The 17,765-nt window shown below is 52.1% G+C and carries 14 protein-coding genes and 1 pseudogene; 14 read left to right on the top strand and 1 reads right to left on the bottom strand.

What is annotated here, in order from left to right:
• Positions 1-46: 46 nt before the first annotated feature.
• From HMPREF9473_RS19425 to holA, 11 genes and pseudogenes are all read left to right on the top strand, one after another.
• Positions 47-1,786 (top strand): PatB family C-S lyase, encoded by a 1,740-nt coding sequence (locus HMPREF9473_RS19425; RefSeq protein ID WP_006781912.1) that lies wholly within the window; start codon positions 47-49, stop codon positions 1,784-1,786.
• 1 nt (position 1,787) lies between these two features.
• Positions 1,788-2,597: a 4Fe-4S binding protein gene (locus HMPREF9473_RS19420; RefSeq protein ID WP_006781911.1), complete on the top strand. Its 810-nt coding sequence runs from the start codon at positions 1,788-1,790 to the stop codon at positions 2,595-2,597.
• Positions 2,598-2,626: 29 nt separating this feature from the next.
• Complete coding sequence (locus HMPREF9473_RS19415) at positions 2,627-3,982, top strand: APC family permease (protein ID WP_006781910.1); 1,356 nt, start codon at positions 2,627-2,629, stop codon at positions 3,980-3,982.
• A gap of 109 nt (positions 3,983-4,091) precedes the next feature.
• Entirely contained in the window at positions 4,092-4,580 is a 489-nt protein-coding gene (locus HMPREF9473_RS26490) for a MarR family winged helix-turn-helix transcriptional regulator (RefSeq protein WP_006781909.1), read from the top strand.
• 246 nt (positions 4,581-4,826) lie between these two features.
• On the top strand, positions 4,827-6,602 hold the full coding sequence (locus HMPREF9473_RS19405) for an ABC transporter ATP-binding protein (protein ID WP_006781908.1): 1,776 nt from the start codon (positions 4,827-4,829) through the stop codon (positions 6,600-6,602).
• Between the two features lie 19 nt (positions 6,603-6,621).
• Positions 6,622-7,500, top strand: coding sequence for a DegV family protein (locus tag HMPREF9473_RS19400; RefSeq protein WP_006781907.1), 879 nt, complete (start codon positions 6,622-6,624; stop codon positions 7,498-7,500).
• 49 nt (positions 7,501-7,549) lie between these two features.
• Positions 7,550-8,987 (top strand): annotated as a pseudogene (locus tag HMPREF9473_RS28800) (sensor histidine kinase).
• Between the two features lie 15 nt (positions 8,988-9,002).
• The gene (locus HMPREF9473_RS19390; RefSeq protein WP_006781904.1) at positions 9,003-9,932 is read left to right on the top strand and encodes a GerMN domain-containing protein; all 930 of its coding nucleotides are present in this window, start codon (positions 9,003-9,005) and stop codon (positions 9,930-9,932) included.
• Between the two features lie 16 nt (positions 9,933-9,948).
• Complete coding sequence (locus HMPREF9473_RS19385) at positions 9,949-12,465, top strand: ComEC/Rec2 family competence protein (RefSeq protein WP_207636807.1); 2,517 nt, start codon at positions 9,949-9,951, stop codon at positions 12,463-12,465.
• A 214-nt stretch (positions 12,466-12,679) separates the two neighbouring features.
• On the top strand, positions 12,680-13,660 hold the full coding sequence (locus HMPREF9473_RS19380) for a hypothetical protein (protein ID WP_006781902.1): 981 nt from the start codon (positions 12,680-12,682) through the stop codon (positions 13,658-13,660).
• A gap of 73 nt (positions 13,661-13,733) precedes the next feature.
• Complete coding sequence (gene holA / locus HMPREF9473_RS19375) at positions 13,734-14,705, top strand: DNA polymerase III subunit delta (protein WP_006781901.1); 972 nt, start codon at positions 13,734-13,736, stop codon at positions 14,703-14,705.
• Between the two features lie 62 nt (positions 14,706-14,767).
• Here holA and rpsT read toward each other — a convergent pair whose 3' ends face one another.
• The gene (gene rpsT / locus HMPREF9473_RS19370) at positions 14,768-15,031 is read right to left on the bottom strand and encodes a 30S ribosomal protein S20 (protein WP_006781900.1); all 264 of its coding nucleotides are present in this window, start codon (positions 15,029-15,031) and stop codon (positions 14,768-14,770) included.
• Positions 15,032-15,231: 200 nt separating this feature from the next.
• Between rpsT and gpr the strand changes: the two genes are divergently transcribed.
• The 3 genes from gpr to HMPREF9473_RS19360 all read left to right on the top strand — a co-directional run bounded on the left by gpr (position 15,232) and on the right by HMPREF9473_RS19360 (position 17,692).
• Positions 15,232-16,254, top strand: a complete 1,023-nt coding sequence (gene gpr / locus HMPREF9473_RS19365; protein WP_006781899.1) for a GPR endopeptidase — start codon at positions 15,232-15,234, stop codon at positions 16,252-16,254.
• Positions 16,255-16,340: 86 nt separating this feature from the next.
• Complete coding sequence (locus tag HMPREF9473_RS27460) at positions 16,341-16,745, top strand: hypothetical protein (RefSeq protein WP_148552389.1); 405 nt, start codon at positions 16,341-16,343, stop codon at positions 16,743-16,745.
• A complete protein-coding gene (locus tag HMPREF9473_RS19360) occupies positions 16,628-17,692 on the top strand; it encodes a stage II sporulation protein P (RefSeq protein ID WP_006781898.1) in 1,065 nt (354 codons plus the stop codon). Before HMPREF9473_RS27460 ends, HMPREF9473_RS19360 begins: the two co-directional genes overlap by 118 nt.
• Positions 17,693-17,765: the final 73 nt, after the last annotated feature.

Raw genomic sequence — 17,765 nt, 5'->3', positions numbered from 1 at the left:
ATACAGAACTGTTTAACTATTAAACATTTAAAAGGAGGTATCGATCATGCCATACAATTTTGACGAACTGATTGACCGCCACGGCATCAACTGTGGCAAATGGGAGTTCATGCCGGTGCAGAATTCATGCGCTGGCACCAGTACACTGCCGTTTTGGGTGGCTGACATGGATTTTGCGTGTCCTGACGGGGTGATTGAGGCACTGCACCGACGGGTGGACAACAAGACCTTTGGGTACAGCGCCAATCTGACGGGAGAATTTTTCCGCAGCATCTGCGGCTGGTTCCAGCATCGTTTTGACTGGTATGTGAATTCCAAGGATGTGTATTACTGCAATGGCATTGTTCCAGCCATCAATTACCTGATTCAGATTATGACACACGAAGGGGACCAGGTACTGCTTCAGCCGCCGATTTACCGGCCGTTCTACAACAAAATCAACTGTACTCACAGGACGCCTGTGGCCAATGAACTGGTGCGCCGGAATGACAGATACGAAATTGATTTTGAGGATTTTGAGAAGAGGGTGAAGGATGCCAAAACGACGCTGTTCCTTCTCTGTTCCCCCCATAACCCGACTGGCCGTGTGTGGAGCGAGGAGGAGCTTCGACGGATGGGAGAGCTCTGCTTCGCCAACGGCGTGCGCATTATCGCGGATGAGATTCACCATGATATCGTGGCGCCGGGCGTGAAGCATACGACTCTGGAAAAGCTGTTTCCGGAGCATAAGAATGAGATTATCACCTGTGCCTCGGTTTCCAAGACGTTCAATCTGGCAGGACTGGCTTACTCCAACATTATCATCCATGACCCTCATCTCAAGGCGCTGTGGGACAAGCTGGCGGCCGGTGACTACGGCGTAATGTATCCGAATCCGCTGTCCATCACAGCCATCGAAGCGGCCTATGCCACCGGGGAGCCGTGGATTGACCAGCTTAACGGTTATCTTCACGACAACCTGGTTTTTGCTAAGGATTATCTGGCGAAACATTTGCCGAAAGCAAAGATGGATGTGCCGGAAGGAACCTATTTTGCCTGGATTGATGTGGAGCCGTATCTCCAGGGAGCTGCCGGGGCTGACGTGGATACCTATCTGGTCAAGACGGCGGATATTCTGATTGAGAGCGGTAAGAAGGGGGCTCCTATCTTCGGGCCGGGCGGAGAGCATTATCTCCGTATGAATACCGCCTGTCCCCGCTCCATGCTTGAGGAAGGGCTCCGCCGGATGTGCCAGGCTCTGGGCCGGGTGTTTGAGGGGGCCCGTCTGGATGACGCGGCGCTGGAAACTCCGTGGAGAAAAGGGACACTGTCTGAAATGGTGGACAGACCCACGTTTCTCATCTTCCTCCGGTATTATGGCTGTACCGTCTGCCAGCTGGACATGAGACGGCTGAAGGAGCAGTATGAGGAGCTCACTGCCGCAGGGGCAAAGGCCCTGGTAGTGCTGCAGAGCGCGCCGGAGGGTATCCGGGAGCAAATCGGAGCGGATGCATTTCCGTTTGAGATTATCTGTGATCCGGAGCAGCAGCTTTATAAACAGTATCATGTGGCGCCGGCTCTTTCCATGGAAAAAATGGCGGATTTACAGATGCTTAAGAAAATGGGGGCGGCCCGTGCGGCCGGTCTGACTCACGGGGCCTATGAGGGAAATGAACTTCAGCTTCCGGCCATATTCCTGGTGGAACCGGGTCTCACCGTGAAACGTGCCCACTATGGAACAACGCCTGCGGATTTGCCGGATGTATCGCAGATGGCAGGATGGCTCAAGGATAAGGAGGAAAACTGATATGAAAATCAATCGTATTGTTCGTTTATATTTCAGCCCTGGCGATAGTACCCGAAAAATTGTGCAGGCAGTGGCTGAGGGAATGGGGGATTATGAGACGCTGGAGCTTGACAGAACCTCCTTTGACAGCCGCTGGATGGGGGCTGTCCTGACAGAGGGGGATGTGGCTGTCATCGGGATGCCGGTCTATTACGGCAGGGCGCCGAAGATTCTGGTGGAGTTTTTCCGCTATATCGAAGCGAAGAAGATTCCGGCCGTGGTAGTGGCGGTTTACGGGAACCGGGATTACGAGGATGCTCTTTTGGAGCTGGTTAATGAGAGCGGGAATCATGGGTTTCTTCCTGTGGCGGCCGGAGCATTTATCGGCCAGCACAGTTTTACCGATAAGCTGGGAACTGGCCGCCCGGATGGGGATGATTTAACTCTTGCCAGGGAGTTTGGGGAGCGTGCCGCCGCGCTGCTGGCCGAAACGGAGAATCCGGCTGCGCTTCATCTGACGGTGAAAGGGAATTACCCGTACACCCCTGGGTCCGATTTGCCCCTGGCTCCGGTTACGGATATGGAGAAATGTACGAAATGCATGGCCTGCCAGATAAACTGTCCGGTTCAGGCTATCAACCCTCTGGATGTATCGGAGGTTGACGCGTGGAGATGTCTGGACTGCGGCAGGTGTATGAGCCGGTGCCCGGCAGGAGCAAAGTCCATGACCAATCCGGCCTTCCGGGAAAAAATTATCATAATGGAAGCCATGTTTACATCTCGAAGACAGCCTGAGTTATACTATGCGGATTCATTATCTGACACTATGTGATGATAGACCTATTGGAGGAGGAGACACAAATGAAAGAGAATTCTGCTGCCGTACCGGCCGCCCAAACTGATGAATTAAAACGCAACTTAGGAAGGATGGATTTGGTATCGATTGCCGTGGGACAGATTATCGGCGCCGGTATCATGGCTATGACAGGCACCGCGATTGGAATGACCGGGCGAAGTGTCAACATTGCATTTATCATTGCCGGCATTCTCTGTATTTTTACTGCAATTCCGCAGATTCTGGTGGGGGGTACCGCCCGTTTCAAAGGAGGGCAGTATACCCAGGTCGCGGCATTTGGCGGACAGCGTCTGGCCGGCATTTTCACGATGGTGAATGTGTTTACGGGACTTGGGATTGCCATGTATGTGATTTCATTTACCGAGTATCTGCTGGCCCTGGTTCCCAACGCGCCGGCGAAGCTGGTTGCGGTTGTGATTATAACGCTCATGTTTGGCCTGAATATTCTGGGCACCAAGCAGGCGGCGGCCCTTCAGACCGTGATGTGCGTGGTGATGGCGCTGGCAATCGGAGCATTTATTGCTTTTGGTATCCCTGATTTGCAGCCTGGCTATTTTGCGCCGCCTGATTTTATGACGAAGGGATTTACCGGCATGCTGATGGCATCCGCCTATCTCTCCTTTGCGGCTGGCGGAGCGCAGTATGTTATCAACTTTTCCGGCGAGGCGAAGAATCCGAAGAAGGATGTGCCGTTTGCGATTATTGTTCCAACGGTTGGAATTTCGCTGATATATGCTGTTATGGGAACCATTGCGGCCGGCGTGCTGCCTGTGGCTGAGGTGGCCAACAAGAGTCTGGCTCTGGTGGCGGAAGCGATTATGCCAAAGCCGGTGTATGTGTTCTTTATCGTGGGCGGCGCCATGTTTGCACTGCTGACCACGTTAAACGCCTCGATTGGCTGGATATGCCGGCCGGTTGTCCAGGCGGCCAAAGATGGCTGGCTGCCAGGTTTTTTCGGCAAAATCAACGGGAAGTTTGGAACACCGGTCAATGTACTTCTTCTATTTTATATCATTGGCCTGGTTCCGATTTTAATGGGGCTGAATATCAGTACCGTATCCAATGCGACGGTTATCCTTACGGCGGTGGTGAAAATGATTCTTTGCTTTACGGCGCTTCGTCTGCCGTCTGTAATGCCGGAACTGTGGAACAAATCCAAGTTCCATGTAAGCCGGGGGTTATTGAATACTTTTTGTATGATTGGCGGACTGGTAGCCACCTTCCAGGTGATACTGCTGTTAGTCACCTCCGCGAAAGTGGAGATTATTGGCAATGTCATCATCCTGGCCGTTGCCGTGATTTACGCCCTGGCTGTTAACAGCAAGGTGAAGATGGAAGTAAGCTATGAGGACTGCGATTAACCGGTGATGGATGCTGGCGGCGATTTCCGTACATATGGCTTTATGCCCAGGTTTGTGATATACTTAATCACGAATCAAATGCATATGGCTGGAAAGGGGCATTTACGATATGTCATCCATAAACGAAATCGCAAAATTAGTTGAAAGTTTATACGCCGTCGACCGGATTCTGACGGCGATACAGAAAAAACCTAACGAATACGCGGGGATATCACTATATGCCAGCGAAGCACATACGCTGAAGCTCATAGCCCAAAATGAGGGAATCAGCCAGATGGAACTGTCTGAGCAGATGTACCGAACCAAGGGAGCCACGTCTGTCATGGTGGACAAGCTGGTGGAGAAAGGACTGGTTAACCGCAACCGGGAAGAGGGAAACCAGAGACGTTATCTGCTGACGCTGACAGAGCTTGGGAGAGTCGTCAGCCAGGCCCATATGGATTATGATGATGAGCACGCCCGCTGGGTGGCCGAGGGACTGGGGCTGACGGAAGAGGAACTGCAGGTTACGGACCGTTCCTTAAACCGGATTATTGAGTTTTATTCTGAAAATTATCTGGACCACGGAGTGCTGGTCACTCCGGATAAACATCGTTAATATCGTTAAATCAAAAAAGACTGTTGTCATCGGCCGGTTTTCCACGCCGGTGACAGCAGCCTTTTTGGGGTTCCATAGGAAAAAGAATGAAATTCAGGCGCAGTTTTAAAACGAATGCTCTTTCCAGTGGCAAAATAAACGGTTTTGTGATACACTAGAAAGCGTTACATGGCATAGAGACGCACGGGCGGACATGCTGTGGAATGAGAGAATATGATAAGACATAAGGATGCTTGAGTAAACGATATGAAAACGAGTACACTGTTAAAACGATTTGCACCATATTATCGGAAATATCTGGGAATCATGACGATGGATTTGTTCTGCGCCGCCCTCACGACAATCTGTGAACTGGTGCTGCCATTGATTCTTCGCTATATTACCAACATCGGGATGAATGATTTGGCGGCTCTGACGGTGCGCACCATTGTGACAATCGGAGCGCTTTATTTTGTACTGCGCATGATCGACGGCCTGGCCAGCTTTTATATGGCTTACACCGGCCATGTGATGGGCGCGGCCATCGAGACGGATATGCGGGAGGATGCATTTGCCCATCTGCAGAAGTTGTCGGACAATTATTTTAATAACACCAAGGTGGGACAGATTATGTCCCGGATTACCAGCGATTTGTTTGACGTGACGGAGTTTGCCCATCACTGCCCGGAGGAGTTCTTCATTGCGTTTGTGAAGACGGTGGTGTCCTTTGTGATTCTGGCGCGGATTAATGTGCTGCTGACACTCATCATTTTTATCCTGATTCCGGTGATGGCCATCTCCTGTTCCTATTTTAACATTCAGGTGAAGAAGGCGTTTAAACGCCAGAGAAACCACATCGGCGAGCTGAACGCCAGGATTGAGGACAGTCTGCTTGGCAACAAGGTGGTGCGGGCTTTTGCCAACGAGGATGTGGAGATTGACAAATTTAATAAGGACAACCAGGAATTCCTGAGAATTAAGCGGGAGACCTACAAATATATGGCGGCGTTCCAGAACACCATCCGCATGTTTGACGGACTGATGTATGTGGTGGTGATTGTGGCCGGCGGCATTTTCATGATAAAGGGCTTGATTGAGCCGGCGGATTTGGTGGCGTACACCCTGTATGTGACCACCCTTCTGGCGACCATCCGCCGGATTATCGAGTTTGCAGAGCAGTTCCAGAGAGGGATGACGGGAATTGAGCGTTTTACGGAGCTGATGGATGCCAGCGTGGATATCTTTGATGAGGAAGGAGCGGTTCCGCTCCACGACGTGAAGGGGGAAATCACCTTCCGCCATGTCTCCTTCGAGTATCCGGATGACCATACTCCGGTGCTGGCGGATATCAATCTGACAATCCGGCCGGGAGAGAAGGTGGCGCTGGTGGGACCGTCCGGCGGCGGGAAGACCACGCTGTGCAATCTGATTCCCAGGTTTTATGATACGACAGAGGGCGATATTCTGCTGGACGGACAGAACATTAAGAACGTCACCCTGCAGAGTCTGCGGGGAAATGTGGGCGTGGTGCAGCAGGATGTGTATCTGTTTTCCGGCAGTGTCTTTGAAAATATAGCTTACGGAAAGCCGGGAGCGTCGAAGGAGGACGTGATCCGGGCGGCTAAGCTGGCCGGGGCCCATGAATTTATTGAGGAATTGAAGGACGGTTACGACACCTATGTGGGTGAGCGGGGTGTGAAGCTGTCTGGCGGACAGAAGCAGCGCATCAGCATTGCCAGGGTGTTCTTAAAGGAACCCAAGGTGCTGCTGTTAGATGAGGCCACTGCGGCGCTGGACAACGAGAGTGAGCATCTGGTGTCAGAGTCCCTTGACAAGCTGGCGGCAGGCAGAACCACACTCACCATCGCCCACCGGCTGACCACCATTAAGGGGGCCGACCGGATACTGGTGCTTTCGGGGAACCGGATCGTGGAGGAAGGAAGCCACGAACAGCTTTTGGAGAAACATGGTATGTATTATCAGCTTTACATGACAGCCAACGCGGGGGATATGGCGGCAGGCCAGGAGATGAGTATAGTATAACAGAGAAGGAGTCCATCGGATGAGAGTAGCTATTGTAACAGACAGTAACAGCGGCATTACACAGTCGCAGGCAAAAGAGGAGGGCGTTTATGTACTGCCCATGCCGTTTATGATTGACGGGCAGACCCATTATGAGGATGTGGATTTGACCCAGCAGCAGTTTTATCAGAAGCTGGGGGATGGGAGCGATATTTCCACGTCACAGCCGTCGCCGGATGCGATTTTGACGCTGTGGAAGGATTTGCTGAAGGAATATGAGCAGATTGTCCACATTCCCATGTCCAGCGGCTTAAGCGGCTCCTGCCAGACGGCCTTGATGCTGGCTCAGGATTATGAAGATCAGGTGTTTGTGGTAAATAACCAGCGGATTTCCGTGACCCAGAGACAGTCCGTGATGGACGCCAAGGCTATGGCGGACCGTGGGATGAGCGGCGGGGAGATACAGAAGGTGCTGGAGGATACCAAGTTTGATTCCAGCATTTATATCACCGTGGATACGTTAAAATATCTGAAAAAGGGCGGGAGAATCACACCGGCGGCCGCGGCCCTTGGCACGCTGTTGAAGATTAAACCGGTGCTGACCATCCAGGGAGAGAAGCTGGATGCATTTTCTAAGGCGAGAACCATGAAGCAGGCCAAATCCACCATGGTGACGGCCATCGCCAAGGATATGGAGGAGCGTTTTGGAGACAAGACGGGGAAGGGCCTCTATCTGGAGGTGGCGCATACGGCCAACGAGGAGGCCGCCATGGAGTTTAAACGGGAGCTGGAGGAAATGTTCCCGGAGGCGGGGGAGGTCTATGTGGACGCCCTGTCCTTAAGCGTCAGCTGTCATATCGGGCCGGGAGCCCTGGCGGTAGCGTGCACGAAGAAGCTGGATATCTTAAAGGATGAATGAGTACCAGGAAAGGGAGAAGAAATGGAGGAGGGAAGGGATGCGTTCATTCATGCCATTCAAAAAAATAAAATGGAAGCATACCATCAGCATGAAGGTGCCTCTGTTTTTTATTCTGGTCCTGATTGGGCTGATTCCGCTGGTGGCGGAGAGTTACGTGATGAGCTGGTCCTTCCGGCAGATGCAGATTGAGAACCGGATTATCCAGATTCAGAACCAGTGCCTGATTCTCAGCAACAAGATGACCCGTTCCGGCTACCTGTCCGCCGATTCCCCGGACCCGTTGATTACCGGGGAAATGGACGTGATAGCCGATGTGTTCAGCGGGCGGGTTATCCTGGTGGACAAGAATTTCAAGGTGATTGGAGATACCTTCAAGCTGGCCGTTGGGAAGACCAACGTGTCGGAGGAGGTTATCCGTTGCTTTCAGGGGGAGAACAGCAGCAGGCATCACAAGGACAAGCATTATATCGCCCTGACCACCCCGGTCTACGACGGGACGCCGGAGAAGAATATTGAGGGCGTGCTGGTGGTCACCGGTTCCACGGAGAATCTGCTGGCGCTGGTGGAAAAGGCGTCGGAGAAGACCACATTTTTTCCAGGTAATGATTCTGTGGGTGCTGGTTATGCTGGCCTTCGGGCTGATCGCGCTGCTGATGCGGCCCTTCAAGCGGCTGCAGGCGGGACTGAACCGGGTGGCCCAAGGGAATCTTGACGAGCCTATTGCGGAGCATACCTACAAGGAGACCAGGGAGATATCGTCGGCGGTGACGACCACGCTCACGAGATTGAAGACGGTGGACCAGTCCAGAGAGGAATTTGTGTCCAATGTGTCACATGAGCTGAAGACGCCGATTACGTCCATCCGGGTGCTGGCGGACTCGCTGATGGGGATGGAAGAGGTTCCGGTGGAGCTGTACCGGGAGTTTATGATGGATATCTCGGATGAGATAGACAGAGAGAGCAAGATTATCGATGATTTGCTGTCCCTGGTGAAGATGGACAAGGCGGCCACGGAGATCAATATCGCCCAGGTGGATATCAACGCGCTGTTGCAGCTGATATTGAAACGGCTGCGGCCCATTGCGAAGAAGCGGAATGTGGAGCTGATATTTGAGAGTATCCGGGAAGTGGTGGCGGATGTGGATGAGGTGAAGCTGTCCCTGGCCCTCAACAACCTGGTAGAAAATGCGATCAAGTACAACGTGGAGGGCGGATGGGTCCGGGTGGTATTGGATGCGGACCACAAGTTCTTCTATGTGAAGGTGGCGGATTCCGGCTGCGGCATTCCGGAGGAATTCCAGGAAAATATCTTTGAGCGCTTCTACCGGGTGGACAAGGCCCGCTCCAGGGAGACCGGAGGCACGGGACTTGGGCTTGCCATCACCAGAAAGGTGATTCTGATGCACAAGGGAGCCATCAAGGTGATTAGCAAAGAGGGCGAAGGCTCGACCTTTACGGTGCGCGTGCCTTTGACTTATATCCCATAGAGAAGGAGGCAGAATATGAAGCAAAGAGTGATGACGCTGTTTCTTTTTCTTGTGGTTTTGCTGACTGGGTGTTCCGGAGAACGTCAGGTGTCGGATACGGAGCATACGTATAAGATTTATTATCTGAATTCGTCGATGACAAGGCTGGCGCCCCAGGACTATGTGACAGAGACCACGGACACGGACGCGCTGATTGGAGAAATCTGGAACCAGTTTGTGACGGTTCCCCAGGATTTGGACAGCCAGGCGGCCTTGTCGGACAAGGTGACTCTGACGAAATACCAGAGGGAAGAAATGGTGCTGTACCTGTATTTTGACGCGGGCTACGGCAGTCGTTCCAATATGAATACCACCAGGGAGATTCTGTGCCGGGCGGCCCTTGCAAAGACACTGACTCAGATTGAGGGTATCGACTACATTAACATCTACGTGGGTGACCAGCCGCTGCTTGACAAGGCGGGGAATCCGGTGGGAATGATGGCCGGCGGGGATTTTGTGGAGAGTATCAGTGATGTCAATGCGTTTGAGAAGACGGAGCTGGTGCTGTACTTCGCGGATGAGACCGGAGAATCTTTGGTGGAGGAACAGAGGGAAGTGGTGCACAATGTGAACACTTCGCTGGAAAAGCTGATTATTGAGGAACTGATAAAGGGGCCGGAGGAGCCGGGGAGAAAGCGGACGCTGCCGAAGGACACCAAGTTACTCAATGTATCGGTGAATGAAAATGTGTGCTATATTAATTTTGACTCTGCATTTTTGAATAATACGGAGGAGGTGATGGATACGATTCCGATTTACTCCATCGTCAATTCGCTGTCGGGGCTTACCTCCGTCAACAAGGTGCAGATAACCATCAACGGTTCCACGGATGTGATGTTCAGGGATTCGATATCGCTGAATACCATGTTTGAGCGGAATCTTGATATAGGAGGAACAGACAATTAAACGACCACTGATGTATATGGCTGGGGGATTCGTACTTGGAGAGGTATTGGCTCTGCTGCCTGGGAACGTCGGAATAGGGATTCTGGTGATATTAGCGCCGGGATTGTTATGGTTGTGTGGAAAAAGGAGAAGCAGCAGGAAGCCATGGACGTGGTTCCTGCTGCTTTTGTGTCTGGTGGGTGGATTTGCGGGGATGAATGGGTATCGGAAGGATGGAGTGGAGAAAGAGGCACTGCGGCTCACGGAGGGGAAACGGGTGTGGGTGCGCGGGATTGTGGAGGAGATTGGGGAGAAGGAGAAGAGTTATGGGCTGACGCTGTCCGGGTGCCGGGGGATGGGGACTGGGACGTGGACGGGAGGAGAATTGGATGGAAACGAATTTGTGGGGAGCGGAGAATGGGATGCGCCGGATATGGTGGTTTATGTGGAGAAGGAGAAGTTTGAGAGGGTGGAAGAGTCTCTGACGGTACGGCTGGGGATGGAGGTGGCTGTTTGGGGGGAGATAAAGGAACCGTCGGAGGCCAGGAATCCGGGGGAGTTTGATTTTAAAGAGTATTACCGGGCGCTGGGGTTTCGGCTGCAGATGTTTGGGGAGGATATGAAGGTTGTGGACGGTCCCCGGAAGGAAGGGTGGAAGGAGCCGGGCTGGCGGTATCGGGACTGGCTGTACCGGATGCGGCTGGCGGCCGGGGAGGTGCTTGAGAGTATCTGCGAGCCGGAGGACTACGGGATATTCCAGGCGGCGATTCTGGGGGATAAGACGGCGCTGGATGACGGGGTGAGGAGGTTATACCAGCGGAATGGGATCGCCCATCTGCTGGCCATCAGCGGACTGCATATCTCGCTGGTGGGAATGTGTGTGTATCGGGGGCTGCGGCGTGCCGGTATGAGCTATGGCGCCGCAGGAATCATAGGGGCGGCGGCCATTGTCAGTTATGGAATTCTGACTGGAGGTTCCTCGTCGGTGATGCGGGCGGTTTGTATGCTGCTTGTCTTTCTGCTGGCCGGATATCTGGGGAGGAGTTACGATATGCTGTCGGCGGCCGGACTGGCCTGCATTCTGATTCTGCTGGAATATCCGGGCCTGGTGACCCAGGCCGGCTTCCAGTTGTCCTTTGGGGCCGTGGCTGCTATTGGAGGGCTGGGCCCTTGGATGGTGGAGAAGCTGGAGATAAAAAACAGCTTTGGAAAGACTGTCGTCCTGGGCGTTGCCGTCCAGATGGTGACATGTCCGGTGATTGTGTATCATTTTTATGAATATCCAATATATGGGATTGTGCTGAATCTGGTAGTGATTCCGTTGATGGGATATGTGGTGGTTTCCGGAATCCTTGGGATAGCGCTGGGCGCCGTATGGCGCCCGGCCGGGGTTGTGGCGGTTGGAAGCGGACACTATATTCTGGAGTTTTACCGCTGGCTGTGCAGCTGTGTTGAGCGGCTGCCTGGAGCAAATTTGATTGTGGGACAGCCGCGGCTGTGGCAGATTGGAGTTTATATAGCGGCGATGGCTGTGTTGCTATGGTATGTGTGCTGCGTGCTGGTGCAGAGGTATGGGCAGGAGCGAGGACAGAAATGCGGACAGAAGCGTGAACAGAAGTGTGAACAGAAGCACGGCATTGCAGAGGATAATGCAGGCAGCCACATTTCCATCCGACGTATGATTCCATACACGCTGCTGGCCATCGGGACAGTATTGTGCTTCTTTCTCCTCTGGCAGCTCCCCACAAAAGGTCTGGAAGTCACATTTCTGGACGTGGGCCAGGGAGACGGAATCTGTATCCGCTCTAAGGACGCCGTGATTCTGGTAGATGGCGGCAGCACGGACAAAAAAGAGCTGGGCAAAAATACTATGGAGCCATACTTAAAAAGTCTCGGTATCAGCCAGGTAGACTACGCCATCGTCAGCCACGGCGACCAGGACCACATCAACGGCCTCCAATATCTCCTGGAGGAAAACAGCGATATCCGCATCAAAAATCTGATCTTACCCTGGCTGGGCAGAGAGGACCCGTCCTATCAGTCCCTGGTACGTCTCATGGAGTCCCACGGCGGCCAGATTCACTGGATGCAGGCCGGCGAGCGGGTCAAAGCCGGAGCCCTGTCCCTGACCTGCCTCTACCACGGCAGCGAGCATCGAAAACAGGAGCGAAACGAGCATTCCCTGGTCCTGGAACTGACTTACGGCCAAACCGCCGTCCTCCTGACCGGAGACATGAGCGAAGCCGGTGAAAAGGACATGTTAACCCAAAATACCCTTCTCACCCCCGCCCCACCTATCCAGGTCCTGAAATCCGCCCACCACGGCTCCAAATACTCCAGCTCCGAGTCACTCCTAGAATCAGTCACCCCCCAATGGGCCATTATATCCTGCGGAGAAGGCAATTCCTACGGCCACCCCCATCAGGAAACCCTGGACCGCTACCGGAACCATGGCATAAAGATTCTCATTACAGAAAACACCGGAGCCATCACCGCCCACATGAACGGGGAAACCATATCCTGGAGCATCTTTCTGCACCAGGATATGGATTAAAAAATAAGTGGAAAATTTTCTTGACTTCTAATCGTAAATCGACTATGATAAAAACACATTCAAAGAGACATCTGTTCTCTTCGATTCATTTGTTATCTTTGCAGATTCTGCAAATATTTCAAACAGTTTTAAAGAATAGGAGTTACCAAAAGGAGAGTGATGCGCATGGGGGCTTTTGTGTATCGATGATGAAACACAGAAGGGAGAAGCGCTTATGGCGGAATTAGATTATACAATGAATCATCTATTGACGAAGAAATCATACTTCGCAGATTTAATCAATGGGGGAATTTTCCACGGAAAACAGATATTAAAACCAGAGGATTTAGAATTGGTGCCGGACAAATCAGGTCTGATATATGTGGACAGCAAGGGAAATAAGCGAACGCTGCTCCGGTACCGGGATATTGTGATGAAGGCGTCATTTGGAATTTATTTTATGATTATGGCATGTGAAATTCAGGGAGCCGTTCATTATGCGATGCCAGTGAGAAACATGGTTTATGATTCTCTAAACTACATCGAGCAGTTGCGGGATATGGAGTCGGAACATAAGGGGAAGGGAGAACTGAAAAACAGCAAAGAATTCCTGTCCGGTATCACAAAAGATGATAAACTCACGCCAGTTATCAGTTTTGTACTGTATCTGGGGGATGACTGGGATGGCAACGAAAGTTTATACGATATGATAGGAGTGAAGGAGCAGAATCTACCGGAAGCGGATATGGAGCTGCTGCGCCAGTATCTTCCGGATTACCAGATTAATCTGATTCAGGCGAACCAGATAGAACATTTGGAACAGTTTAAAACGGATTTACAATACATTTTCGGTATGCTAAAATATAATACAAAGAAGACGTTACTGTACGATTATGTAAAGAAAAACCAGGAAGTATTGAAGAATATGGACCCGGAAGCTATGATGGCGATGTGGACGCTGATGGGAGAACAGAAGCGGCTGCAAAAGCTGATGAGCACCGGGGAAGGAGAGGAGCAAAAGGGCGTGTGTAAGGCGATTGATGATTTAATAGCAGATGGAATAGCAGAAGGAAAAGCAAAAGGAGAGGCAGAGGGGCTGCGCCGCTTCTCTGACTTGATTCTTGTTTTAGCCCGGCAAAACCGTCAGGATTTGATTTTAAAAGTCGCTGCGGACGAGAAACTGCGCGACAGGTTATTGGAGGAATATCATCTTTAAGGTCTTCAACTTGACGTGGTCCGTTCCTCCTTTTATAATAGACATATTACACAGGAAGGACCGATGAGAGGATATGCAGACGCTGAATCAGGACATAAAAGACAGAACATTCAAACCTTTCTACCTATTATATGGGGAGGAGGCGTTTTTGAAGAAGAGTTATAAAAACCGGCTGAAGGAGGCCATCGCAGGCGACGACACCATGAATTACCACTATTTTGAGGGTAAGGGCCTGGATGTGCAGGAGATTATCAGCCTGGCGGACACGATGCCGTTCTTTGGGGAGCGGCGGCTGATTCAGATTGAGGACAGCGGGTTCTTTAAGAGCGCGGTGGACGCGCTGGTGGAGTATCTGCCCACCATGCCCGACACCACCTGCATCCTGTTTGTGGAGTCGGAGGTGGACAAGCGAAGCCGGATGTTTAAGAAGGTCAAGGAACTGGGCCATGTGGCGGAGATGACGAGACAGGATACTTCCCAGCTGGCCGCCTGGGCCGGAGGGATTTTGAAGCGGGAGGGGCGGAATATCACCAGGAATTCTATGGAACTGCTGCTCAGCAAAACCGGGGATGACATGGAAAATATCCGCATGGAGCTGGAGAAATTAATCAGCTACACCCTGGGCCGCGACACCATCACGGACCAGGATATCGAGGCTGTCTGCACTGTGCGCGTCACCAACAAGATATTTGATATGGTTACCGCCATCGTCAACCGCCAGACCAGAAGAGCCATGGACCTCTACGAAGATTTGCTGACCTTGAAAGAGCCACCCATGCGCATCCTGTTCCTCATCGCCCGGCAGTTCAACCAGATTCTCCAGGTGAAGGAGCTGATGGCTAAAGGCATGGACAAAGGCAGCATCGCTTCCAAATTGAAAATGCAGCCCTTCGTGGTAGGCAAAGTCATGCCCCAGGCAAAATCGTTTTCCAGGGAGCAGATTCTATCTTATGTAAACCTATGCGTGGATGCCGAGGAAGCCGTGAAAACCGGCCGTCTGGGAGACCAGCTGGCAGTGGAACTGTTGATTACAAAAAAATATTAGAGAATGCAAAAAAACCTCTGAACCGTCACACCCACAGTTCAGAGGTTTTATATTTTATAAAGTTAAGCCATTGCGTTTACAGCTTTTGTCAGACGGGATACTTTTCTGGATGCGGTATTCTTGTGGTACACACCCTTGGTAGTCGCCTTGTCAATCTCTGTAATAGCGCTGATTAATTGTGCCTGGGCAGCAGCCTTGTCACCGGCAACGATAGCAGCGTCAACTTTCTTAACAGCAGTTTTAACTTTAGACCGGATTGCTTTATTTCTTGCAGCTTTGGTCTCGTTCACTAAGATTCTCTTTTTAGCAGATTTAATGTTAGCCAATCTGTACACCTCCAATAATAAAATGATTTATGGTTTATATTCGTTGGTTTGCATCAAAGTCTGGACACGGACAGTTCAATGTAAACATACTGTTATATTCTATCGAATCGCGGAGGGAATGTCAATACATATTTTTCGAATTTTTGTAGAAAATGCTAATAGAATCTAATTTATGCAGATAGCAGAGGAGGACGAAGACGATGGAGAGAATTCAAAAGCAGGAAGAGCAGGCAAATGGGAAGCAGACACCCCAGTTTGAAATCAGAACCGACCTGGCGGTGGAGGAAAAAGAAAGTTTCCCAGGGGATGGCGGCGAGATATCCGGCGTGGCTCTGCGGGAGTGGCGACACGCGTCCAGCCAGATCAAGCTGACGGAAGTAAAAATCCTGGACGACCACGGCGCGAAGGCCATGGGAAAGCCAAAGGGAACCTACATCACGCTGGAGGCCAATCAGATGGCGGAGGAGGACGAAGGATACCATGAGGAGGTGTCGGAGGAGCTGGCCAGCCAGTTGAAGCGCCTCATAGAAGATTTGCAGCAGGAGGGTCTTCTGCAGAAGAAAGAATGCTTAAATATCCTTGCCGTCGGCCTTGGAAATGTCCTCGTCACCCCGGATGCCCTTGGCCCCAAGGTCCTTGGAAACCTCCAGATGACGAGGCATTTGATGAGCCAGTACGGGGAAGATTTCTGCCGGAAACATCATTTCCCTATATTAAGCGGCATCGTGCCGGGAGTCATGGCCCAGACCGGCATGGAGACGGCGGAGATTATGATGGGTATCATTCACGAGACGAAACCGGATTTGGTGATAGCCATTGACGCATTGGCGGCCAGAAGCGTGCGCCGTCTGGGAACCACCATCCAGCTGTCCGACACCGGCATCCACCCTGGCTCCGGCGTAGGAAACCACCGCCACAGTCTCACCTACGAGAGCCTTGGCGTCCCAGTCATCGCCATCGGCGTTCCCACCGTGGTAGGAGCCGCCGCCATTGTTCATGACACCGTCAACACGTTGATTCAGACCTTGGCCAGCCACATGGAGACCAAGGGCATGGGAGATTTCCTGGAGCAGATGAATTCCGATGAGCAGTACCAGCTGATATCGGAGCTGTTGGAGCCGGAATTTGGCCCCCTTTATGTGACCCCTCCCGACATTGACCAGACCATCAAACAGCTGAGTTTCACTATCTCCGAGGGAATCCACCAGGCGTTCTTTGGCTGACATTACTATTTATAAAATATTTATGTACCTGCAAGATATGAGTCCCCCGCACATATCATAGAAAGAGAGATGCAGGTGATGATAACATGAGGCGCAGAAGCTATTCAATAGACGGACTTTTACAACGGATGATGACGGTGGCGGGAATTCTTCTGGCGCTGATGATTTTGGGAAAAGCAGTGGGCATGGCCGACTGGAATCCGGATGTCCATATGAGCAGTGACAATAGGAGCCGGGCGGCCCAGTGCCTGATTGGAATCTGGAAATACAGCTACCCGGCGGGAAAGGCATCGGAGCAGATAACCGGCGGCAGTAAGTCCGGCCCGCCTTCGGGGGAGCCGCGGGGAGCGAAGCCGCAGGGAACGGTGAGGGAATGTCCCGGTGGCTCTATTTTCTGTGGAACCAGAATCCGGTGGTCCGCTTTCTCTCCCAGGAGCAGTCTAAGGAGAAGGGGTATGAGGAACTGGACCCCGCCTATGAAACGTATCTGAGCAGCCAGCAGTTCTATGAGGAGCACCAGTACCTGAAACTGTACGGCGATGAGGAGAGCAATCAGCAGGTGGCATCAAACGATGCCCCGGAGCCGGAACCGGCTGACGGCGGGGAGACCACACAGGGAGTCCAGACCGTCGTAACAGCCGCGTCCGGCCGCCAGCTTCCGGTGATTGGCACCCAGTACGTGATGGAGCAGCTGGCCGACTACGATTTTCTGATGAAGCATTTTTACAGCGTCCACGCTTCCACCACGGCCACCAGGGAGGAGATGAACGCCAGTGTGCTGCTGGGCAAGGACTTGTCTATCAAGAAGGATTCCAGTGTCCCACAGATTCTCATCTACCACACCCACTCCCAGGAGACCTTCGCCGATTACGGTCCGGATAATCCTAACGCCACGGTGGTGGGCATGGGAAGCTATCTGACGGAGCTTCTGGAAGCCAAGGGCTACAACGTCATCCACCACAAGGGGGTCTACGATTTAATCAACGGCGAGCTTGACAGAAGCAAGGCTTATACATATGCACTGGACGGAGTGAGCGGCATTCTCCAGCAGAATCCGTCCATCGAGGTGGTGCTGGACTTACACCGGGACGGCGTGAAGGAAGGACTTCACCTGGTAAATGAGGTAAACGGCAAGCAGACCGCCCCCATCATGTTCTTCAACGGCATGAGCCAGACTCCCACTGGCGCTATCGAGTATCTGCAAAACCCTTACAAGGAGGATAATCTTGCCTTCAGCCTTCAGATGCAGCTGGACGCCGCCGCCTATTACCCTGGATTGACCCGGAAAATATATCTGAAAGGTCTCCGCTACAACCTCCATCTGCGCCCCCGCTCCTCCTTAATTGAAGTGGGCGCTCAGACAAACACCTACGAGGAGGCCCGAAATGCCATGGAACCGCTGGCAGAACTTTTGGATATGGTGTTGCAAGGGAATTAAAAAAATGTTATATTTTTATAGGAAAATACAGTTTATGAGAGATAACGGGCACTACAGAGAGTGCCTGACCGGA

This window comes from Hungatella hathewayi WAL-18680 (assembly GCF_000235505.1).
GTDB classification, from domain to species: Bacteria; Bacillota; Clostridia; order Lachnospirales; family Lachnospiraceae; genus Hungatella_A; species Hungatella_A hathewayi_A.
Note: the sequence above shows the minus strand (reverse complement) of the source record. Positions and strands in the feature narration are given on the sequence as shown.